Consider the following 23,267-nt stretch of genomic DNA (forward strand, 5'->3'; position numbering starts at 1 on the left):
GTTTGTAAAGTAATTATTGTACAAGTTCTTAGTTTTGTAAAGCTATTGTTTTACGAATAAGGTGGTTTTTTTCGAATTTGGGCAGTTCTTAAGAATTACTTAATAACTGAATATTTTCTTAACTCTCCTGTTTTTAATATTTTGATGATGTGAAGGCTTGTGTTTTGATTATTGGAGCAAAATAGTTAATTCATAAATCTCAATCACAATTTTAAATCTTTCTTTCTAAACTTTCGACTTTTCTTTATTTCTCTAGAAATTTCCTCCGCTGACTTCTCCGACCCAAAAGCTCCTAAAGATTTGGAAAATTCTTTCTCTTCTATATTAATTAGTTCAATTCCCAATGCTTCTTGTATATCAAATAATGTATCATGAGTAAAGTTGTGAGTCCCAGAAAACCATTTTGTGGCTACAGAAGCATTTTTTTGACCAGTAGCTTCAAGTAATTTCTTCTGGTTCCAACCTTTAGCTTTCATTGTATCTTCAATTTTTGCTGCTAATAGCATTTTTGATCTAAGTTTTTTTTCCTCGAGTGGAGAGATTGATTCTAATATTTCATCAATTTGTGAACTGTTGTATTTTTCTTGTTTAGTCTTCATAATCTTCTATTATTAGGTTTCCTTCAAAATTCATATAATCTGAGGAAAATGATAATTCACCATTTTGCATGCATTCTGTTATTTTGGCTGAAAGCCACCTCAAAATGTAGTTTTCCTTTTCTAGTTTTTCGTCACCTTGCAATGCTCTAACATTTTTTTGACCTCCACTGCCAATAATTATTAGTTCCTTTCCGTATCTAATACAATAAAGTCTTAGTTTCTTATCTGGTGTATCGTACAATGCGCAAACACCATCACCGGGAACACCTTCTTTGGTTTTAAAGAAACTTTCTCTTGCTCCAGTTTCATTTCCAATGATTTTTAAACGCAATAATATGGTTTTATTTCACTTAAAAGTAAAATTTTATTTTCTTCTATAAAAGAATCGAAGAAAGATTCTTCAAAGTTTCCAGATTCATTTTCTTGAATTACACTATATATTGAAGCTTTAGCTCCGCTTAGGTTGTCGATTTTAACTAATTTATATTTCATTATTAAGGTGGTGGTTGAACTAATCAATCCTACTTTAAAGTAATAATTATTAGTCAGGTTAATATTGAATACAATGATTTTAAACATTGTATTTTTTGTTTTAAAATTTAGGTTACTAATAAAGATAACGAAAAAATAGAAACCAATCCCTAAAAACCATCACAAAAAAAAAGGAGCTTCATCTCTGAAACTCCTCTTCAAAATAGTCTTTGCAAGAAAACTCAAATACTGCTTATGCTTGTTTTAAATTGTAGTCATTTATAAAAATAAACTCCTGACAATTAAAATTCCGGTAGCTATCGGAATCCCAAGCCTTGTCTTTGAAGTATTTGATAAGAATACTTCAAATTGATTAGTTTTCTTGGGGTTAATAAATTATCCTTTTACTTCGTTTCAATCCACTCTCTGGCATTAACAAAAGCTTCCAACCAAGGAGTAACTTCGTCTTTGCGACCATCAGGATAATTCGCCCAGTTCCATTGGAAAGTCGAACGCTCGATGTGAGGCATTGTTACCAAGTGTCTTCCTGAAGCGTCACACATCATTGCCGTGTTGAAATCAGAACCGTTCGGATTTGCTGGATATTGTTCGTAAGCATATTTTGCTACGATGTTGTATTTGTCTTCTGCGTATGGTAAGCTAAATTTACCTTCACCATGCGAAATCCAAACTCCTAATGTTGTTCCTTCTAATGAAGATAACATCACTGAATTGTTCTTTTGAACTTTCACAGATGTAAATCCACTTTCGTGTTTCTGAGAATCGTTGTGAATCATTTTTCCGTGAACTTCGTGGTCTGGATTTACTAAATCTAGTTCCATCCATAACTGACAACCGTTACAAATTCCAACTGAAAGTGTGTCTTCTCTGTTGAAGAAGTTTTTCAATGCTGTATTTGCTTTTTCGTTGTACATAAATGCTCCAGCCCATCCTTTCGCAGAACCTAAAACATCTGAGTTTGAGAATCCACCAACTGCACCAATAAACTGAATGTCTTCTAAAGTTTCACGTCCTTCAATTAAGTCGGTCATGTGAATGTCTTTCACATCAAATCCAGCTAAATACATTGCATTTGCCATTTCACGCTCACTGTTACTTCCTTTTTCACGGATGATTGCCGCTTTTGGACGTAATTTCACATTTTCCATAATTGGAAGTTTACCTGTGAATCCTTGAGGGAAAGTGTATTCTAATGCTTGATTTTTATAGTTTTCGTAACGTGCTTTCGCCAATCCGTTTGCTGTTTGTTTTTGGTCTAATAAATAAGATGTCTTAAACCAAGTATCACGCAATTCAGAAACTGTCATTGTGAAGGCATCCGTTCCGTTGATAATGCTTACGAAGTCGTTTTCTACCACTTTTCCAATTTCATGGAATGTGATATTGTTCGCTTCTAAAACAGTTGCTGCGCTTGCATCTTTCGCTTGAAATACAATTCCTGAATTCTCAGCGAATAATATTTTAAATGAATCTGCCTCATTCAAAGATGTCAAGTCGAATTCTGCTCCAACGTTGTTGTCAGCAAAACACATTTCTAATAAAGTAGTGATTAATCCACCTGAAGCCACATCGTGACCTGCAACGATTTGTTCGTCTTGAATTAAATCTTGAATCGTATTGAAAACCGTTTTAACATAGCCAGCGTCTTTAACATCTGGAGCTTCGTTCCCCAATTGACCCATAACTTGAGAGAAAGAACTTCCACCCAATTTGAAATCATCCTGAGAAATGTTGATATAATAAACTGGTCCAGCTTCTTTTTTGAAAACTGGCTCAATTACTTTGCTAATTGAGTTACAATGTCCAGCCGCGGAAATAATCACCGTTCCCGGAGAAATTACCTCTTCATTTGGATATTTTTGTTTCATCGATAAAGAATCTTTTCCTGTTGGAACATTGATTCCTAAACCGATAGAGAATTCTGAAACCGCTTGTACAGCTTTGTATAAACGAGCATCTTCTCCTGGGTTTTTACAAGGCCACATCCAGTTTGCAGATAAAGAAACGCTTTTCAAACCTTCTTCTAACGGCGCCCACATAAGGTTGGTTAAAGATTCAGTTATTGCATTTCTACTTCCTGCTGCTGGATTGATCAATGCTGCGATCGGAGCGTGTCCAATTGATGTTGCAACACCCTCTTTTCCTTTGTAATCCAAAGCCATTACCCCAACATTGTTTAAAGGCAATTGAAGAGGTCCAGCGCATTGTTGTTTGGCTACTTTTCCACCAACACAACGGTCAACTTTATTCGTTAACCAATCTTTAGATGCAACAGCTTCTAATTGTAATAATTGGTTTAAATATTTGTAAAAATCTTCTTTTTTATAGTTTAAATCAGAATAAACACGTGAAACAGTGCTGTCAGTCATGATAGTTTTTGGTGAACTACCGAACATATCTGTCAAGGCTAAATCCATTGGTTTTTCACCGTTGGTTTTCGACTCGAAAGTGAAACGATTGTTGTTAGTTACATCACCGACAGTGTACATTGGAGAACGCTCACGATCTGCAATTTTCTGAAGCGTTTCAACATGTTTTTCGGCAATCACAAGTCCCATACGTTCTTGAGATTCATTTCCGATAATTTCTTTTGCCGATAGGGTAGGGTCTCCAACAGGAAGTTTATCTAAATCGATTAATCCTCCAGTATCTTCAACCAATTCACTAAGGCAATTTAAGTGACCACCAGCACCATGATCGTGAATAGAAACGATGAAATTTTCGTCACCTTCAACCATCCCACGGACAGCGTTTGCGGCACGTTTTTGCATTTCAGGATTAGAACGTTGCACAGCATTTAATTCGATTCCAGAAGAGAAAGCTCCAGTGTCTGCACTTGAAACAGCAGCTCCACCCATTCCAATACGGTAATTTTCACCACCTAGAATAACGATTTTGTCACCACCTTGTGGTGTGTCTTTTAATGCTTGATCCGCTTTTCCATAACCAATTCCACCAGCTTGCATAATCACTTTGTCGAAACCTAATTTTCTCAAATCGGCATCGGCGTGTTTATTGTCTTTGTCGTGGTGTTCGAAAGTTAAAATTGAACCTGTAATTAAAGGCTGACCGAATTTATTTCCGAAATCAGAAGCACCATTCGACGCTTTGATTAAAATATCCATTGGTGTTTGGTACAACCATTTTCTTTCTTCGAAAGCTTGTTCCCAAGGACGTTCTTCCTCTAAACGAGAATATGAAGTCATGTAAACCGCTGTTCCTGCAAGAGGTAATGAACCTTTTCCACCAGCTAATCTATCTCTAATTTCTCCACCTGCACCAGTTGCAGCTCCGTTAAAAGGCTCAACAGTTGTTGGGAAGTTATGTGTTTCAGCTTTCAATGAAATAACTGAATCGTAATTTTTTAAGTCGTAATATTCTGGAATATCAGCACGTTTTGGAGCAAATTGTTCAACCTTTGGTCCTTTTACGAAAGCAACGTTGTCCTTATAAGCAGAAACGATTCCATTTGGATTTTCTTTCGAAGTGTCTCTAATCATGCTAAATAAAGACTTTTCTTTTTCTTCTCCATCAATAACAAACGTTCCATTGAAAATCTTGTGACGACAATGTTCTGAGTTCACTTGAGAAAAACCAAAAACTTCAGAATCCGTTAAAGGACGTCCGATTTTCTTGGCCATATTTTCCAAATATTCCACTTCCTCATCATTCAAAGCTAAACCTTCTTTTAGGTTATAAGTAGCGATGTCTTCAATATCAAGAATTGCTTCTGGTTGAATCTCAACATTAAATGAATCTTGGTGAAGTCCATCGTATTTTTCAGAAATCATCGGATCAAAATCCGTTGTGTCTTTTTCAACTGCTTGAAATTCCTCAATTCGAATGATGTCAGAAATACCCATGTTTTGGGTGATTTCAACTGCATTTGTACTCCAAGGGGTTATCATCGCTGCACGAGGACCAACAAAAAAAGCACCTAAAGATGCTTGTTCTATTTTTGACTGGTCGCCAAATAACCACACTAATTTAGCAGTGGTTTCCGTTGATAATTCTTTTGTTGTTTGAACAGCAAATACTTTACCGTTTACGTTTCCAAAGAAGTGAATCATATATATGGTTTGAATGTTATTTTTATGGGTGCAAATTTAAGCTTTTAAAATGAGATTGGGGTTAAAAAATGGGGTGAATGTTTGCTTTAATGATGTGTTACCCTCGACAGGCTCAGTCAACGGATTACTCTAGTTAGTAAGGTTTCACTTTTCCGTTGACTGAGCCCGTCGAAGGCACACAGAAAAGCATCGAAGGCGTCGAAGTCTAATTAATCAACAATTACAGGTAAAATATATTTTTCGAAAATCGATTCAGGTTGCTGCGTTTTTCCATTTCGGAAGTTTCCCGATGTGATAACTGAGACTATATTCAGTTCAGGAACAATAAAAATATATTGACCACCGGCACCTCTGGCTTCGATAGATTTGATGGTTTTGCCGTTGACTTCATAAATGTGGTGCCACCAAAAATACCCATATCCATTTTTATCTTCGGTGTTTTCTAAGGGTCGGTAATTTTTGAATGATTCTTCTATCCATTCTTTTGGCAGCACTTGTTTTTCATTCACTTTCCCCGAGTTTAGATACATTTCTCCAAATTTCAGCATGTCTTTTGGTGTGAGATACATTCCACCACCGAAATATGGCTTGCCTTTTAAATCGGTTTGAATGATGTAATTTGAAATTCCAAGTGGTTGAAATAAATTTTGGTCAACAAATAATTCAAGTGGAATATCGACCAAGGAATCCATGGCCAAACCTAGTAAATACGGATTTGCAGAACCATAATTGGCTTTTTTGTTTGGAGGGTGAATCATTGGGGCTTCCAATACGGATGCTGTCCAATCTTGCGACATCTGATAATTGTCTTCTGTAGCTGAAGATTTAGAATTCGAATTGATTCCATAATCAATAGCATCTAGTCCCGAACTCATCGTTAATAGACTCTTTATATCAATTTTCGACTTCAAACCTTCGTTGTGTTTTTGGTATTCTTCTGGAAGAAATTCAAAAATTGATTGATTTACATTGTCAAATAATTCATGGTCTTTTGCCAATCCAACAAAGGCCGAGGAAATACTTTTGGAAGCTGATTTCATATCATGTGGCAGATTTTCATTGTAACCGTGAAAATAATTCTCGTAGATTATTTTTCCATTTTTTGAAATCAAAACAGAATGTGTGTTGGGTAGTGAATCGCTGTGGATATGCTTTTCTAAATTTGAAAAGCTGTCATCATAATCCACTGGTTTTACATTCATTTGACCAATTCTCCAAGGTGAAGTAGATTTTTTGAGTTGAATTTCGGTGAGTAAATATCCTTCTAAAAGTATTTCTAGATTGATTTCATTTGAAAGTAATTTTCCTTTGAATTGTAATCCAGTTTTAAAATCTGAGAAATGAATTTCGTCGTTTTCTTTTTGAAAATTGGCACACCATGTTCCAGTGAATCGATTATCTGCTAGAATAGGGTAGGCCTGATATTCTTCGCTATCTCCGTTTTCTAAACTTAGGTAAAAGTGTTGTGATTTTAATTCATCGACCATCAAAATGTTCCAATTTCCGGAATAAGTAAGAGGATCCGATTTCGACAATTTCAAATGATACAAGAGCAAACCAGATTTAATAAACCCATTGATTTCTTTTCCATCGTCGGAAAGTATTCCTGTAAAAGATGAGTTTTCCCCGATGGGAACCTGTATTTCTTTACTATTATTAGCTTTAATTTGAGTTTCGAAAATATCGTTTTCATTCGAAATTTTAAAAATTGCTTTATCTAATTCAATACTTGAAATTTCTACTTTTAGGGAGAAAGTCTTAGAATTTTCTAAGCTTCCTTCCCAATTATCGGTATAGTCCGCCATGTTTTGAGCATAAACAGCAAACGAAAATAGTATAGAAAAGAGAAATAGAGATTTTTTAAAGTTCATTGTTTTAGATTTAAAGTGGTTTCCATCTTCCTTTTTTGAAGAAAACGTTATTGAAATGAGAGGAGTAGAAAACTAAATAAAAACTCCAAGGACTTCTGTAAATAGTTGGATTTTCTGCCAAAATATGATGGGTGGGTTGTTCCATATTTAATATTAAACGTTCGGAAATATAGTTTTTTGTAGTCGTAATGGTTCCGCGATAAGTTTTTACAATTTTCTCTTGATTTGTGACATAAAAATAAATTGAGTCGTTTTGCTTGATTTCGAATCTATAAGTTTCATACTGCCAGTCTGCTTGATGGCCTGGGTAATGTAGCCGATTTACGATATACTCGCCGTAGTAATCTTCTTTTTCTAATATCATAGTTGATGTCAATTTGTGATTGATCACGGCAATTATAAAAAGGCAAATTGCTCCAAGCCACATTAATCCAAGAATTTTACCAAAGACAATATTTTTAGAAAAAAGCCAGATAAGTAGGAGAAGACCTGATAAGGGAAGGAATATAAATATTAAGAATAGATTAGCACCGAATCCCATTTTTTTGATTTTAAATTTTTTAAAATTAAGATAATTCAATTTACCTTGTCTTTTCTCCTTCTCCAATGCGATAAGTAAATTTTTGTCCCATTCCAGAGCTTACGTACCCCATTATGGTTTCGTTAACCAATTCTCCATATGCGTTGGTATATGATAAATGGATTGAGCAATCATTTGGAATATTAATCCAAGTAATTTCACTGTCACCATTTTCTAATAGTTTAAAAAATTTCTGTTCACATCCAGAAATACTGATGTTTGAAATATCACTTCCTGTATTATTTTCAATTTTTATGCGTACTATTCCAACGAAATAAAAACCAATTCCGAAATAAAGAATTGCAATTGGAATGTTGGCGAGCATTAGTTTAACACTCCAATATATCTGCTTGGAATTTTCTGCATTCGATGCTATAATTAATAGTGAAACTAGAATCAGAATATTTATTAGGAAAGCAATTAAGAGAAACATGAAGCCATAAAAACCAAAGGTTAAATCTCCTTTATAAATAAAGCTGAGGCAAATTATTGTTGCAATGGAAAATGTTGATATGGCAGTCAATTTACCAAACCTTTCATAAAATGTATTTACTTTAATTTTTGACATTCTTATTTCTAAATTGAGTCCTTTATCACCTTCGAAATCCTTTCTCTATGCAACCTCTGCAATAAAATCGGATACAAATTTCCAATGATATTTATTATTGTCATGGCAATAACTATGTTATAATAACCATGAAAAATTAGAATTATTGAAATTGTGATAATTCCAATAAAAGCTCCAAAATGTCCAAATTCTGATTGTTTTGTTTGGTAAATGAAGTTTTTTAAGCCTGATTTTGTTCCATCGAAGTACTTTTTTCTGTTTTTCTTGCTTCCCCAAAAAGCGAGCATAAGAAGGATTTGAAAGTATTTGACTCCAAGAGTTCTACTTACTTTCTTTAAGGTCACGGGATTTTTAATATTGTAATATCTATAGGGTAGAAGTTTATTTGTGGGATAAGCAAAACCAATGAAAGCGAATATTCCAGTGATGAAAAGTGTGATTAAAAACGAATAAAATAATTGAAATCCAAACAGGTGTTCTTTAGGCTGAGTTGAAATTAAAAGTTCAATCAACTCCTTCGTTCTAAATATTAGAAATAAGGACAATATAGGAAAGATGATTTTTTTTAGAATTTTCAAAGAGGTGTTGTTTTATTCATTTTCAGCTTTACTGGCTTGCCCTCTTTTATATAAGATGTAAATCATCATTATTGCTCCAATAATAATTTGGATGTAGGCTTTTATGTTGTCTTCAAAAGTAAGATTATCAAAATCTAGGTAAGTTATTCCGAAAGTCAAAAATAGTATGGCAATGAAATCTATTGTTTTTAATTTTTTCATAGTTGTGTTTATTTACTAAAGTACTATTATTTTGATTATTTGGTAATTAAAGTTGAGTACAATTTTTGAAGTGGAGTTAGGAGTTTATTGTGATATTTTAGCGATTCAAAATTCAATAATTGGCTTTTCTGGCATCTTAATTGAATTAATCCAATTGAATCATTAAAACTAAATATCATGAACACATTAAAATTAGCAATCGTAGGATTAGGAGTATTAGTTGGAACTGCAGTTTTTGCACAAGATGACAAAGAAAGATTAACAAAAGAAGAGCGTATGGAGAAGCGTATGGATAAATTCTCTGAGGAACTGGAATTAACGGATCAACAAAAAATGGAGTTCATTGCTTTGCATAAAGAAAAGAAGGAACTTCATAAAAAGTTGAAAGATGATGCTTCATTGGACGAAGCTGCTAAGAAAACCGCAATAAAAGAATTCCGTAAAGAGCAAAAAGCAAAAATGGCGGAAATTTTAACTGATGAACAAGAGTTGAAATTGAAGGAAATGAAAAAAGAAGGTGCCCATAAAGGTAAAGGTGATTTCGCTGAAAAATTGGATTTAACAGATCAACAAAAAGTTCAAGTAGAAGCCTTACATCAAGAAAAGAAAGCAGCGCATAAAAAGCTAAAAGAAGATGCTAATATGGATGAGGCTGCGAAGAAAGCGGTTATGAAACAACTTCGTGCAGATCAAAAAGCTAAAATGGCTGAAATTCTAACGGATGAACAAATGGCGAAAATGAAAGAAATGAAAAAGGATCGTCATGAGAAGCATAAAAAAGGAAAAAACGGTAAACAAAAAGAAATGAAAAAAGTGAAGCAAGTTCCTGCTGAACGTCTTGAAAAAACTCCGGTGAATAAATAATAATGTTTGTTACAGTTGAAAGCCACTTGTCATTATGATGAGTGGCTTTTTTTATTCTTTCAAATTTAATTAATAATTAATTGGTGTTGTTTTTCTAAGAAAACGTCTCACTTTTCGAACGCTGAGCAAATGTACTTCACAATAAATTATCTTTCGGATGCTCAAAAATTATATATTTCTAAACCGTTTATAATTTAAAAGTGATAAATTAGTATGTAGAAAGCATAACTACTTTTAAATGAAATCAGAATATATATTCTTTATATTGGTAACGCTCCATTTTTTTGGTCTGATTGGATTAGTGATTTGGAAAATTTATAAGAGTAAATAGAAAAGTATACCGCTTCTGCTATGCAACGACATGAATACTCAACTTATCGGAAGAATGCTCAAAAAAAATAGGATAACCACTATTTTAGTACTCTAATTAAACTTTTAAGAATGAAATTACCTTACATTATTTTTATCATTGTGATGCTTCACATTGTAATCGGTTTGGGTTTTGTATTTTGGAAAATATACAAGAAAAGAGATTGAGTTTAATTTTAACTTCGATTGTTAAATGGATTACCATTTGTTTTCTGTTCCAATTTCGTGGGTGATTTTCTGACCCATTCCAGAGGTAACATATCCCATAATGGATTCTGAATGTTCCTCTCCAGATTCATTTTTATAGAATAAATGAATAGAACAATCAGAGGGAATGTCAATCCAAATAGTTTTAGAGCTCCCGTTCTTAATGAAATCAATTTTCTTTTCTTCACAGCCTGAAAACACAAGTTGTTTTATATCTTTTCCTGTGTTATTTTCCAAAGTGATTCGAATAATTCCAATGAAATATAGGCCGATTCCAAAATAGATAAATGCAATGGGGATATTCAATAACATCAATTTCATTCCTCGGTAGATAGCTTTTGAATTTTCCACATTCTTTACCTTGAACAACAAAAAAACAAGTAAGATAAAATTGAACACCAGAGCAGCCAAGAAAAAGAAATAACCTATAAAACCATACTTTAAATTCCCTGTTAATACAAAGGTTAAACAGATTACGCTTGCAATTATAAAGGTGAATAATGCGGTGTATTTAGCTAATTTTGAGTATGAGATTGGTTTCTTCATTCCTTCGTTTGTCCAAAGTGATCTTCATATTTTGTGATCGATTTTCTTAAATTGGAAGACAAGGAGACTAACCAAATGAGTTGATTACTTACCAGGTGCGCTTCTTGAAGTTCATGTAAGTCCGCTTTTTTAATTTCCAAATTACCTTCTTTAATGTCTGCATCTCGCTCTTCAGATAAAACTTGATAACTTTCTAAAAGTTTCTCCTTGGCTTCTCTAATATTTCCATGAGGTTGAACCTTGAATTCATGCTCCTCATCCAATAAAATCGCTGTACGGGATAATGTATTGGTGATTTTAGCGAATAAAGCATTGGTTTCCTCTGAAATCGGAGTCGTTTTGTGACTTTGAATAAAACCTCCTAATGATGCAATCCCTGATAAAATAGTTTGATTCAATGTCACAATATTATAAATCAACCTGAATTCAATTTGCTTCGATTTTGGGTCTTGTGTAATTCGTTGTAAGGCGGCACTCAATTCACTTAAAGCCAGAAAGGCTTCTTTCCGTGCTAATTTGTAGGAAAGCTGATTGATCGCTTTGTCAATGTAAAGTTCTTGGGTGGCTTTTAAATATGAATTATTTTTGTTTACCGCTTTTAACAAAACATTTTTCAAATTCAAGGCTTCCCAACTAGGAAATAGGGTGTAGATAGCAAGGAATGAAATTACACCACCTATGATCGTATCAATGATGCGATACTGAATAACAGAAAATGCATTTGGGGTAATAAATGAATAAATGAAAACAACGTTTAGTGTGATGAGCGCCGCTGCCCATCGGTAATTTTGTTGCATTAATGCGAAAGCCAAAATTAAAGATATTACAGCGAGAACTCCATAAACAATCTCATTTTGAGTAAGAATTACTATTCCAAATGCAATTGCCCCACCGATAACTGTACCAATGATTCTGTCTTTTGCACGTTCTTTGGTTAAACCATAGTTTGGTCGGAGAATCACCAAAACTGTAAGCATTATCCAATACGCATTTTGAATTTCAAAAATACTACCAATAATGTAGGCAAAAGCCATGGCGATGGTTAAACGCAAACCATGTCTAAGAATCACGGAGTCAGTGGTGAAATGTTGGAGTAGAATTCTAGGTTTGTATTCTTGTAAGGTTAAGAATTGACTTGTTTCACTCCTTTTAGTGGTGACTTTTGATCTTTCATTAATATTGGCCAATGCATATCGAATGGCTTCAACTTCTTGTAATATTTTTTTCTGAAAGTCATAAAGATTACGCATCATTAGAGCACCTTCTCTCGCTTGAGGAAGTTTATGTATAGAAATATAATCGGCTATTGTGTTATTTGCTTCCTGCAAGCATTGATCAATTTTTTTATTGTCAGGAATATCATCTTTCGTAATCATTATTTGCGAAAGGTGAATCAATTGCTGACTCAAAGATAAATTGAGCTGACTAAATTTCTCTATATGTTTTTTATCATCACTGAATAAATTGTCAAATTTCTCGTAATCCCAACTGTTGGCAATTACCAATTCATAAATATCGACCAAAGAAATAAAAATCAGTAATCTCTTTTCATCAAAATGAGATCGTCCAGAGCGTTTTCTATTCGTTAAAAGTAGCTCTCTTAAAGTTTCGTGCTTTTCATTGATTTGAGCTTGTAAGGCATACGTTTGTTTAACCAAAGTTTCACGCTCTGAATCTGAGGTTAATAATTTGGCGCGTATCTTTAAATAGTTACCAGTCAGTTTTAAGGTTTCCGACAAAAGTTGGTCATCATCTTTTTTTGGACTTAATTTATGGAAAGTAACGGATGCAAAAAGATACCATAATCCACCTAAAAATATATAGAATCCATGTGTCCAGATTTCAAATGCGGTATTTTTTTCAACTACCAAAGCTAAAACCATCGCCAAGATTCCTGAAAAACCAGCTAAAGAAGCTCTAAAGCCATAGGCTGAGAAGAGTGAAATTATAAATGTGACAATGGCAATGAGGAAAAGCGTTAATAAAAAATTATGATCAACGAATAAAAATAACACGGTGATGAGCACTGTTAAAACAATACTAACAAGTGTTCCATTTACTTTTCTCCGCAAGCTTCCCGGAACATCACTAGGAGAATTTAAGAATGCTCCAAAAACAAATGATGGCGCTAAACTCATGTAACCAAGTGCATTGAAGGCTAATAATGGAATGATTAATGAAAAAGTAATGATGACTCCTCGAAAGAAGTGAGAGCTTTTTACAAATAACTCAAATTGTGTGCGTTTACTTTTTGTCATTCTTATTTCCTAAGGTACAAATGTAAGGATTCCCTAAAGTAAAACTACAAAGATTTTTACCAATGAAATATAAATAATTGGATAGCCGTTGATGGATTATCTAAAATTAGATATTTTTAAAATCTCTATTGAAATAAAATGAAAGGAGAAGTATTGATTCACTTCAAAATCTTCACCAAATGCTTAATTCGATCTGTTTGAATAAAATCTACATTAAATTCAATTGCTTTGATATTTCTTTTTTTTGAATGTGTGTTGAAAGTAGAAACCAAAAGACCTTCTTGATGCAGTAAATCCACTCGTTCCGAGGTCAACTCATCATAAGAGATTGTAACTCCCATTAAGTTGTATTGTTTTGCTAAACTTAAAGCATAATCAAAATCTGTGAAAATAAATTGTTTGACATTTGGATTTAACTCTCTTAGAGATTGAATATAGAGTTCGTTTTTAGATTCAACAAAAGTATGGTCAATTAAATCATATTTATCAATAATGTCTAATAATTGCTCATTAAAATTTTTATTAAAAACCGAATCCATATCAGGATTGAAAAGTTTGATGTCTAGAATATAGGTGTATTGATTTCGATTTGGAATGTGTTCAAATAGTTCATCTAGTCTTGTTACTTGATAACCTGCAAAATTAGGGCTAGAATATTTTGTTCCTTGAATTTCAGACCAGGTTTTAGTATAAAGCTTGCCCGTTGAATTTGTTCTACTGTCTAAATATTCATCATGAAAAGCGACCAAAACTCCATCTTTTGTCATTTGAACATCTATTTCTGTTCCATCAGCACCAAGATTTAAACAATTAAGAATAGATTCTCGAGAATTCATGGGATAAATACTACCGATTCCCATTCCTCCATGTCCGAATGCAGATATTTTATCTCCATTTAAATTTTTGATTTCAAAGTCATTCTTTCTGCAAGATGCTGATAGCAATATAATTCCAATAACCAGGAGAATGTTTTTCATTATTCTTTTAAAATGAATATCCAATTGTTAAGCCGCCCCAATGACGAAATGTTTCTTGAAACTCTATAAATGGGGTGTAATTAATACCAAATAAAAATCGAGCCCCTTCTTTTTGATAGCGGTATCCTATTGAGAAATAAGTGTGGAAATTCGTCTGTCTAACCATTTTTTGAGTGTCTGAATCAGACCTCACAGTATTTGCGAATACTTGTCCAATACCTAGTTGAATTTTGTGTTCTACACCATAAAAAGCTTTTAACCCAAAAGGAATCAATACATCTGGATTTAATTTTTGATTGTAGTCCTGGATTTTTATTGTGGTTATTCCAATTCTACCAGAAACTTGAAAATTATTTTTAAATGGAAGTAACCTTTCGAAATTTAAAGAACCGTATCCACATGTTCCTCCAGCTTCAAAATAGATGATATTTGGGTGAACGGGAAAACTAGGCGTTTGTGACAAAGCTCCAAACGACAGTGCAAAGAATGAAAGTATTAGAACTATTGTTTTCAATTAAGCATTTTCCAATAAAGATAGCTATTCTACTGACAACAAGAAATGCTTTTTATTTCTTTAAGTTATTCTCTCCATTTTTTATAAACACAAACATTTCTAAATCCAGTGTAAGCGTTTATTAAATTGTCATCACTCACGACTTTATCAGAATCTTCTTCACAAGAATCAATAAAACTTAAGCCATAAAAATTTCCCTGAATGTCGGTCATTTCTCTAACATTTCCTTGAAGGTGGTGAATAACGGTCTTGTTGCATTTTATTGAAGTTGCCAATGTGGGTTGCTTCCCGAAAGGAAGTGCTTTTGTTTTATCTTCAATACAATTCAACCTAATGGATTCAGACGAATTGTCTCCTTTGCATGATTTTCCATTTATTTCATTAATCGAGTCAGCAAAAACACTGAGTTTTCTGAAGTTTTCAGGGGACGGCAGGCGATATTCTGGATAAATTTTAACCTGTTGACTCGGTTGGTGATTCAAGTATTGACCTTTAAAATACTTCTCAATTGTGAAAATAGAATCCTTGTTCTTTGAGGAGTTAATGGCAATTACACCTTCTTGGATAAGTATATATTCCATTACACGATCAGACCTCCACTTTGAATAAGCGATAGCTTGCTCGTAAGAAATCCCAACTATAGGATGAGCACGGTAGGAAGGGTGAGTAAAATAAGAATTATCAAAATCACTGTAATTTTCATTGAGTGTCGACCATACTTTTTGATTAGGAAGCGCATTTTTATATTCTTCGGATTGTTCTCCATAAACTTTCTTTAGCCAGCTCGTGTATTCCAACCAATGAAAATTATTTATTTCGGTCGCATCAAAAAATAAATTTTCAGAAATTTTTGTTGTTCCAGGAGGTGGGTTTAATTCTTCATCAAAATCCAGAGAAACTGATTTATAAGAACCACAAGAAAATAATACAAGAGGAATTAAAATGAATAAGTACTTCATAAATTTATTTAGTGTTTGATATGCAGTTATAACTCAAAAGTAAGAAAAGGTTACAGTTTGTAGTTAAATCTTAGGGGGAAATAGCCGGCAATTTTTCCAATATCTATATCAAACTCATTTTAATTGTTAAACCTGTTTATTAAGGAATATAAAGAAGCGATGAAATGTAGAATTGGGTGTATAAACTTCCGGATATATCATTACTTTTGCGCCACATTTCGGTTTCACTTTGTGAATGAAAAGGGAATTCTGTGAAAATCAGAAACTGTTCCCGCAACTGTAAAAGTTCGTATTTAATCAAAAATACCACTGATTGTCCCTTGACGATTGGGAAGGTTGATTAATGAGCTAAGTCAGGAGACCTGCCAGAATGTAAATAATTCGCTTTCGGAGAAAAAGTAGAATGAGAGACAGTCTGGCCAGATGTCTGTGCAATCTATCGTTTTTCCATTTTATTAATTTTTTAACCATTATTAAAATGAGAACACAATTTACCTTTTTATTATTCGCACTTTTTGCGACCTTTAGTTACGCACAAACAACGTACAACCTCGAAATCGTAGCAGAAGGTAATTTTGGTACAACAAATGGGGACGTTTTTAATGTTTCCAATTCAACAGGAACAACTACAATTTCATCTGGAGTTTACCAAGCAGCAAACAATTCAACAGGTTTTGATATCCTGCAAGATTTTCAGGTTTTCGGAGATGTAGCCATGATTGTTGAAAAGCCAGCATTTTCAGGAAGAATTGTAATTGTTGATTATCCATCTTTAACGGAGGTGCATACTTTCACAACTTCAGATGCACCACAAACTATTTCGTTGGTGAGCGAAACAAAAGGATATGTAAGTACTGGAAATCCTGCAACAATTCAATTTGTAGATATCGCTAATAATACAATTACACCAGTCACTGATGCAAATAACGATATTTCATCCTATTCATTGAATATGGTTCATGCAAATGGAATCGTTTATGCAGCAATGGGATCGAAGGTCGTCATGGTGGATACTTTAACTCAAGCCGTTTCAGGTGTGATAAATCCTGGAATTGGGTCAATTAATGGGTTGGTTTATGATGAACTAACAGATATGCTTTGGGCAATGAATGGAACAGGATCTTTGATTTCAATTGATATCTTAAACAGTAATTCCCTAGGAACAGAAATTCTTACAGGTGTGAGCTCATCTGCTTTATTGCGTATTTACGATTCTAAATTGTATTTCTGGAATTTGTCTTCTCAGTCATTATTTATTTATAATTCTGCAACACCTTCAACACTGCCATTAACATCTTCTTATACAAGTACAATGTCTGGAAATGCTTGGTCATTTGGATACGGACGATCGTTTGATGTGGATCAAAATACAGGAGATTTTGCAATTACTTCAGCTGATGGATTTATGATTCCTTCTCTTTTTGAAGTGGTGGATGGAGCAACTTTTGCTTTAATTGATTCAGGTTCGGCGACAGGAGTTGCAATTGCGAATAGATTGAGATTGGAAACTTTTCCTGCTGGAGGAACGATTCCAATTCCAGATGTAGCAACTTTACCTATGATCAACGAAGAATGTGAAGCAACTTTAACGGCTCCAACTGCTGATGGAGGAACCGTTGTTGCGACGACCACAGATCCAATTACCTATTCAACTCAAGGAATGTTTACTGTAACTTGGACTTACACCAATGCGAATGGAACTGAAACGCAAACGCAAGATGTAGTGATCGAAGATGTAACAGCGCCAACGCCTGATGTTATGAATTTAGCTGTAATTGATATTTCATGTGATAGTTCAATCTCGAGTATTCCAATGGCAACAGATAATTGTGAAGGAGCAATTACAGCAACAACAGTTGATCCATTGACATATTCCACAGCTGGAACATACACAATTAATTGGGTTTATGCTGATGCAGCAGGAAATGAGACAATACAAACACAAACAGTGGAAGTAACTTGTTCTAATGTAGGTTTAAATGATTACGCCGTGAGTAAAATAAGTATCTATCCAAATCCAACAACCGATGTTTTAAATATTGCAACAGATGAGGTGAACTTTGAAGGGATTTTAATGAATACGCAAGGTCAAACTGTGTTGAAATTCAATAATGAAAAAATGATTCACGTGGGAGATTTACCTATTGGAGTTTATTACTTACAATTGAGTGGTGCTTTGGGTATCTTGACTAAGAAGGTCGTTCTTAGATAAAAGGAGGAAAGGCTTTGGCATATAAAAATTCACTAAAAGTTTTCCGAGATTTTTCACAGAGATGAAGAAGAAATCTTGTTCCTATATCTAAAAATTAAAAGGACTGATTCTGTATTTATAGAATCAGTCCTTTTCCTTAATTGTAATTGAACAATTTATTATTAACCCCTTTTTTTTCTGAAAAAAGCATTTACTTAGATTAAACAAAAGAATGTTCTAATAAATCCATAATCTCATGTATATCGTATGTATTTCAAACAATAAATCATGAAATATATAACACTCTTATTCCTTTTTTTCTCCTTCACAGCGCTGTCTCAAAAGATTGATTGGAGAGAATTGTCCGCAGATGTTTTGACGCAAGCCAAAGCTGAAAACAAAATTGTGATGCTTAATCTCAAAGCGAATTGGTGCCATTGGTGTCACGTTATGGACGATTCAACTTATGCGAATTCTGAAGTTCAAGCTTATATTTTGAAACATTTTATTCCAGTGAAAGCAGATCAAGATGCTAATCCAGAATTATCGGCTCGTTATAAAGAATATGGATGGCCAGCCACGATTTTTATTAATGGAGACGGAGAAGATGTTGTAAAACGTGCCGGATATATTGCTCCCCAACCTTTTTTGCGTTTGTTAAAAGCGATTGTTGCAGACCCTTCTCCAGAATATGAAACAGCAGTTTTGACAAATATTATTACTTCAAATTCTTCGGACAGCACTGTATTAAATGATTTACAAAATGCTTTTGAAAATGCTTTGGATTATAAAGATGGTGGATTTGATCAAGATCAAAAATACATTGAAAACGATACTTATGAATATGCCTTATTCAATTCAGTAGATCCGAAAGTTAAGGATTGGATTACCACAAGTGTCAATGGAGCAAAGCAATTATGCGATCCAGCTTGGGGCGGAGTTTACCAATATTCTACGCATGATGATTGGAAACATTTACATTTTGAAAAACTGCTGAGTATTCAAACAAGATATTTGAGAATCTTTAATTACTATCAACTTTATCATGAAAATCAAGCCTCAACTCAACAAAATATAGATGGAATAATGAGTTATATAAATCGTTTTCTGAAACAAGATAATGGTCTGTTTTCTAATGCGCAAGATGCCGATTTAGTTCAAGGTGAACATGCAGAAGAATATTTCAAATTGTCGGATAAAGAAAGAATGAAGTTAGGAGTTCCGAAAATTGATAGCAATACCTACACAGAAAACAATGCGCAATTGGCCTTTTCACTATTAAAACTAAGTTATACTGCTGAGAATTCAGAGTATTCTAGCGTTTCTCAAGGAATTACAACTGCTTTATTAAAACGAAAAGCATCGAATAATTTGTATTATCACGCCTCAAGTAAACGTGCCGTTTGGAGTTTAAAAGATCAAATTGGAATGGCATTATTGATGACGGAAAATTTAAAGGTGAATGATGAAAATGCAGAAATGAAGCAAAATTTAGGTCAGTTATTGGGTGCAATTGAAAAATTATATATCACTAAAAATGGAAGCGCAAAGAGTTTCGTTGGTGACAATGGATTGCCAGCTCAACCTTTAATAGAAGAGAATATTCAGTTGGCTCGAATCTATAATTGGTATTCTCATTTTACGAAAGAGAAAAAGTATGCTGATTTAGCTCAAAATATTTACGACTATCTTGTTCATCCAAAAGTTGCGGAAGAATATTACTCTCAACCTGCTTTATTGATGTTGGCCAAAGAATTAAATGAAGCGCCATTTGAATTCAATTTCCTTCAAAATATGGATGGTTCAAATTTGGCTAATCATGCAAAAGCGTATGCTCCATTCTTTAGTTTGTTCGCAACGTATTCGAAAGGAAATTTGCCGAAGGAAAAACAAGAGTTATTTGGGAGTTTTGACATCAATGTATTGTTTGTTTGTACAGCGAATTACTGTTCAAATCCAATATATGATAATGGTGAAGTGGTAGCGTTTTTTAAGTAGGACAATTACAGTCTTTCCGCACATAATAAAAAAACATGTTCCTCTAAATCGAGAAAGAGAGTAGATTAGTCTGCTCTCTTTTGTTGTTTGAGACATTTTGTGATTCGACATAAAACATCAGATTTTATCCAATAATGTGTTAACTAAGATAGTTTAAAGAAGTAATTTGGATTTGATCATATTTTTTTGTGAAGGTGTATTAAAGTAAAATGGACTTTTAGATCGCTTGTATTTTCTGATAGAATTTAAATTGGTTAAGAAGCCATGTCGTAGTAATTTAAAAAAGAAATTAATGGTTGTTCCGATGGTTAAGAAAATCTTAGGTTTTAACAACTGAAACCCCTTTTTATTTTGAGGAAATTTAACTTTAAATAAATGGAATGGAAACTGTTCTTTGTTTAAATTATTGGAATAATACAATATTGAAACTAGTAATTTACGATCTAATCTGGTAACACTATAATGAGTTTGAGAATTGATATCTTTTAGACTGAAAGCCTAACTATTCAGTAGAATGTAAGTGACTTACTGAAAAATGAGACTAGTTCTTCGCTCTGAAAGTACAAGTCAATCAATTGGTGGTGAAGGGGTTTGTAAGCATGTAGGACGACTTGCAATCCTTATTTCAAACTATATCTTAAACCAGTCAACTCGAACAACTCTATAAATTTTCACAAAAAAAAGGAGACTGTTAATTCAGCCTCCTTTAAAAATAATCTTGGAAAGTTAGATTATTTTTTCTCACCACATTTTTGTTCACTACTTTTTCCTTTTTCACCGCATTTAGCTTCACCAGCTTTTCCTTTCTCTCCACATTTCTGTTCTCCGGCTTTTCCTTTTTCACCACACTTCGCTTCAGAAGCCTTACCTTTTTCACCGCATTTCTGTTCTTTGGCTTTTCCTTTCTCACCACATTTTGCTTCTTTGGATTTCCCTTTTTCTCCGCATTTTGCTTCAAAATTGATTGCTCCATTGATGGTATTATTCACTAATTCTGTTGTAAGGTTTGTTCTGATTTCATTTCCTGAACCCAATTGATTCACTTCAAATAATTCAGCTGCGTTGCTTCCAAAAGAGAAAGATGTTGCAATTAATGTCCCTGTAACTAATCCTAACGTTTTTAAATTTTTACTTGAGTTCATAATATTTTGTTTTGAGTTTATATCTGAAATACATACGCTGTAGATTATGTTTTGGATTTCAGAATTTGAAAATAAATCTAGAATCTCAGTAGAATTGTGCTTTTTGTGAGGATTTATTGATTGTTACTACCTAATAAATAGCAGTTTGATGGGGTTGTCAAATTTTGAAATAAACATAGAATTCCTTTGGCCTTATTTAGATGGTAATCTTGAATTTCACCAAAAGACGTTGTAGTACTTAGTATTATCGAAAGGATTATCTGATCTTATATCCAACTAGGCGTAAAGTGTTTTACAAGCATTAAAAAGAAAAAGCTTCGATCATAGTTAAACTATAATCGAAGCTTTAATTAAAATTTTATTGTTGCTTAAAGAATGATATGCTTTAGTTCTCATCTTTTCACCAAGAATAGAGTTGATTATTAAATACCACGAACTCCCAAAATAATCCCCAAATCAAATAATTTTGCAATGAAACCTTTGGCTTGATCAAAAACAGTTTTTTGAATTTCTTCACTCTCTGCTTTTAACATTTCATTCATTAAATCTGTAAATGTAAAATTCGATTCCATAAGGTTATTTACAATCTGACATGTCAAAGCGGTTAGTTGAATATATTGAACCGTTCCGTTGGGCTGACGATAAATTAAGTAAAAGTAATCTCCAACTTTATTCAGAATATCTCCTTCCTTTAACGCGTGAACTGGATAATTCAAATGTAGAATTTCAGTGTAAGGTAAAAAGAAAAGTGGGGCATTGAAAAGATCTTCTTGAACTTTATAATCTAAGAAATCAACATCTTCTGCGGAGTGAATTGCAACTTCTACCCATTCAAATTTTAATAAATCAATGAGAAAGGGGAGATTGAATTGCTCAGCATAATTTTTATGAATTGCGAAATCAATAAATTCTCCAGGCATGAGAAAAAGTTGTGGATTTTTACATTTATGTTCTGCAATGAATTCCACCAACATCAATTCCCAATCGTATTCACTCAGCTGTTCTCTGGTAATCGGATAAGAATTTTCCAAAGCTTCCGTCATTATGGAGTAAATCAATCGCTTATAATTCTCTAATCTCTTTGGTTTAACTGCTGGAACATCACGAAGTTCTTCGCCTAAGCAAAAAGCTGCAACACGTTCCTGAATATTTTTAGTTTCTTCATTAAGCATTTTGTAAGTTTTTAGTCCATTGAAGAATAGAAATCTCATCTAATTTCGTCATTTCATCTTTGATTTCCTGCATTTCTGGAAAGTTAAAATCTCGTTCTAATAAAATAGGAACAGGTTTTATTTTCGGCAATGTCCATTCATACAATTCGAAAACATCATCGATAATTGCTTTTCCATGTGTATCAATAATTAAATCTTCCTCCACCTTTTCATGTCCAGCCATGTGAATATAGGCTACAGAATCCAATGGCAAATCCGTGATGAATTTCTTTGCGTCGTAATTTTGATTAAAAGCATTGACATAAACATTGTTGATATCGAGTAATAAATTACAACCAGATTCTTCAACGATAGATTTGATAAAAGTCGCTTCATCCATTTCTGCCGCGACAGAAGTGTAATAAGAAACATTTTCTAATGCGATAGGAATTTCTAAAAAGTCTTGAACTTCTTTTATTCGTTTTACAATATGTTTTACTGCATCTTCACGAAATGGAATTGGTAAAAGATCATATAAATGTGCGTTATCACTTTGACTATAGCTCAAATGCTCAGAGTATATTTTGATGTCGTGGGTTTTGATAAAATTTTTAATCTTCTTGATAAAATCCCAATTTAATGGATCTGGACTTCCAATAGAAAGTGATAATCCGTGGGTTGTAATTGGATATTTTTCAGAAACTTCTCGAAGTACTTTCCCCCAATATCCGCCTAAACCAATCCAGTTTTCTGGAGCGATTTCAACGAAAGCAGGTTTCTCGGCTCCGCTTAAATCTAAAGTTTCTTGTGATATATCTTTTCTAAATCCTAGTCCTACGTTTTTCATGTGATCTCAATTTGAAATTGTATTCCCAAAGTGTCGGGATATTTGAATTGCTGGTGAACTTTATACTTTAAATTGTGTTGAAAAAAAGAGACTGCTCATAACAGTCTCTTTTTTGAAAATATAGAATGTTATATCATTTCTTTTCACCACATTTTTGCTCGTTACTCTTTCCTTTTTCACCGCATTTCGCTTCAAAATTTACTGCTCCATTGATGGTGCTAGTAACTAATTCCGATGTAAGGTTTGTTCTGATTTCATTCCTGAACCCAATTGATTCACTTCATA

At 33.5% G+C, this 23,267-nt stretch carries 20 protein-coding genes and 1 riboswitch; of the genes, 3 read left to right on the plus strand and 17 right to left on the minus strand.

Features of this window, described 5'->3' with window-relative positions; genetic code table 11:
• Nucleotides 1-203: 203 nt before the first annotated feature.
• The 9 genes from C6368_RS07580 to C6368_RS07620 all read right to left on the minus strand — a co-directional run bounded on the left by C6368_RS07580 (nucleotide 204) and on the right by C6368_RS07620 (nucleotide 8,959).
• Nucleotides 204-599 (minus strand): hypothetical protein, encoded by a 396-nt coding sequence (locus C6368_RS07580; protein ID WP_107038589.1) that lies wholly within the window; start codon nucleotides 597-599, stop codon nucleotides 204-206.
• On the minus strand, nucleotides 589-930 hold the full coding sequence (locus C6368_RS07585; protein ID WP_107038590.1) for a hypothetical protein: 342 nt from the start codon (nucleotides 928-930) through the stop codon (nucleotides 589-591). Before C6368_RS07585 ends, C6368_RS07580 begins: the two co-directional genes overlap by 11 nt.
• The gene (locus C6368_RS17385; RefSeq protein WP_234369104.1) at nucleotides 921-1,091 is read right to left on the minus strand and encodes a hypothetical protein; all 171 of its coding nucleotides are present in this window, start codon (nucleotides 1,089-1,091) and stop codon (nucleotides 921-923) included. Before C6368_RS17385 ends, C6368_RS07585 begins: the two co-directional genes overlap by 10 nt.
• A gap of 383 nt (nucleotides 1,092-1,474) precedes the next feature.
• On the minus strand, nucleotides 1,475-5,161 hold the full coding sequence (gene purL / locus C6368_RS07595; RefSeq protein WP_107038592.1) for a phosphoribosylformylglycinamidine synthase: 3,687 nt from the start codon (nucleotides 5,159-5,161) through the stop codon (nucleotides 1,475-1,477).
• Between the two features lie 209 nt (nucleotides 5,162-5,370).
• Nucleotides 5,371-7,032, minus strand: coding sequence for a serine hydrolase domain-containing protein (locus C6368_RS07600; RefSeq protein ID WP_107038593.1), 1,662 nt, complete (start codon nucleotides 7,030-7,032; stop codon nucleotides 5,371-5,373).
• Between the two features lie 10 nt (nucleotides 7,033-7,042).
• Nucleotides 7,043-7,396: a hypothetical protein gene (locus C6368_RS07605; protein ID WP_234369105.1), complete on the minus strand. Its 354-nt coding sequence runs from the start codon at nucleotides 7,394-7,396 to the stop codon at nucleotides 7,043-7,045.
• Between the two features lie 217 nt (nucleotides 7,397-7,613).
• Nucleotides 7,614-8,180 (minus strand): hypothetical protein, encoded by a 567-nt coding sequence (locus tag C6368_RS07610; protein ID WP_107038594.1) that lies wholly within the window; start codon nucleotides 8,178-8,180, stop codon nucleotides 7,614-7,616.
• Between the two features lie 8 nt (nucleotides 8,181-8,188).
• Nucleotides 8,189-8,758, minus strand: a complete 570-nt coding sequence (locus tag C6368_RS07615) for a glycosyl-4,4'-diaponeurosporenoate acyltransferase CrtO family protein (RefSeq protein WP_234369106.1) — start codon at nucleotides 8,756-8,758, stop codon at nucleotides 8,189-8,191.
• Between the two features lie 12 nt (nucleotides 8,759-8,770).
• A complete protein-coding gene (locus C6368_RS07620) occupies nucleotides 8,771-8,959 on the minus strand; it encodes a hypothetical protein (protein ID WP_107038595.1) in 189 nt (62 codons plus the stop codon).
• A gap of 177 nt (nucleotides 8,960-9,136) precedes the next feature.
• Between C6368_RS07620 and C6368_RS07625 the strand changes: the two genes are divergently transcribed.
• Complete coding sequence (locus C6368_RS07625) at nucleotides 9,137-9,823, plus strand: hypothetical protein (protein WP_107038596.1); 687 nt, start codon at nucleotides 9,137-9,139, stop codon at nucleotides 9,821-9,823.
• Nucleotides 9,824-10,390: 567 nt separating this feature from the next.
• Here C6368_RS07625 and C6368_RS07630 read toward each other — a convergent pair.
• The 5 genes from C6368_RS07630 to C6368_RS07650 form a co-directional block, all read right to left on the minus strand.
• Nucleotides 10,391-10,945: a hypothetical protein gene (locus tag C6368_RS07630; RefSeq protein WP_107038597.1), complete on the minus strand. Its 555-nt coding sequence runs from the start codon at nucleotides 10,943-10,945 to the stop codon at nucleotides 10,391-10,393.
• On the minus strand, nucleotides 10,942-13,203 hold the full coding sequence (locus C6368_RS07635; protein WP_107038598.1) for an FUSC family protein: 2,262 nt from the start codon (nucleotides 13,201-13,203) through the stop codon (nucleotides 10,942-10,944). Before C6368_RS07635 ends, C6368_RS07630 begins: the two co-directional genes overlap by 4 nt.
• 158 nt (nucleotides 13,204-13,361) lie before the next feature.
• Nucleotides 13,362-14,180: a glycerophosphodiester phosphodiesterase gene (locus C6368_RS07640; RefSeq protein ID WP_159038498.1), complete on the minus strand. Its 819-nt coding sequence runs from the start codon at nucleotides 14,178-14,180 to the stop codon at nucleotides 13,362-13,364.
• A 7-nt stretch (nucleotides 14,181-14,187) separates the two neighbouring features.
• Nucleotides 14,188-14,694, minus strand: a complete 507-nt coding sequence (locus tag C6368_RS07645) for a hypothetical protein (RefSeq protein WP_159038499.1) — start codon at nucleotides 14,692-14,694, stop codon at nucleotides 14,188-14,190.
• A 65-nt stretch (nucleotides 14,695-14,759) separates the two neighbouring features.
• Nucleotides 14,760-15,653 carry an SUMF1/EgtB/PvdO family nonheme iron enzyme gene (locus C6368_RS07650; RefSeq protein WP_107038601.1) on the minus strand — a complete coding sequence of 298 codons (894 nt, stop codon included), beginning with the start codon at nucleotides 15,651-15,653 and terminating at the stop codon, nucleotides 14,760-14,762.
• Between the two features lie 202 nt (nucleotides 15,654-15,855).
• A riboswitch (cobalamin riboswitch) is annotated at nucleotides 15,856-16,037 on the plus strand.
• A 94-nt stretch (nucleotides 16,038-16,131) separates the two neighbouring features.
• On the opposite strand from C6368_RS07650, the gene C6368_RS07655 reads away from it, so the two are divergent.
• Together C6368_RS07655 and C6368_RS07660 are read left to right on the plus strand one after the other, a co-directional pair.
• The gene (locus tag C6368_RS07655; protein WP_159038500.1) at nucleotides 16,132-17,865 is read left to right on the plus strand and encodes a T9SS type A sorting domain-containing protein; all 1,734 of its coding nucleotides are present in this window, start codon (nucleotides 16,132-16,134) and stop codon (nucleotides 17,863-17,865) included.
• 267 nt (nucleotides 17,866-18,132) lie between these two features.
• Nucleotides 18,133-19,842: a DUF255 domain-containing protein gene (locus C6368_RS07660; RefSeq protein ID WP_107038603.1), complete on the plus strand. Its 1,710-nt coding sequence runs from the start codon at nucleotides 18,133-18,135 to the stop codon at nucleotides 19,840-19,842.
• A 731-nt stretch (nucleotides 19,843-20,573) separates the two neighbouring features.
• Here C6368_RS07660 and C6368_RS07665 read toward each other — a convergent pair.
• From C6368_RS07665 to C6368_RS07675, 3 genes are all read right to left on the minus strand, one after another.
• Complete coding sequence (locus C6368_RS07665) at nucleotides 20,574-20,984, minus strand: hypothetical protein (protein ID WP_107038604.1); 411 nt, start codon at nucleotides 20,982-20,984, stop codon at nucleotides 20,574-20,576.
• Between the two features lie 422 nt (nucleotides 20,985-21,406).
• Nucleotides 21,407-22,156, minus strand: coding sequence for an HvfC/BufC N-terminal domain-containing protein (locus C6368_RS07670; RefSeq protein ID WP_159038501.1), 750 nt, complete (start codon nucleotides 22,154-22,156; stop codon nucleotides 21,407-21,409).
• Nucleotides 22,149-22,982, minus strand: coding sequence for an HvfB family MNIO-type RiPP peptide maturase (locus C6368_RS07675; RefSeq protein WP_107038606.1), 834 nt, complete (start codon nucleotides 22,980-22,982; stop codon nucleotides 22,149-22,151). The genes C6368_RS07670 and C6368_RS07675 overlap by 8 nt, the downstream gene beginning before the upstream one ends.
• Nucleotides 22,983-23,267: the final 285 nt, after the last annotated feature.

Source organism: Brumimicrobium mesophilum, from assembly GCF_003025005.1.
In the GTDB taxonomy this organism is placed as follows: domain Bacteria; phylum Bacteroidota; class Bacteroidia; order Flavobacteriales_D; family Crocinitomicaceae; genus Brumimicrobium; species Brumimicrobium mesophilum.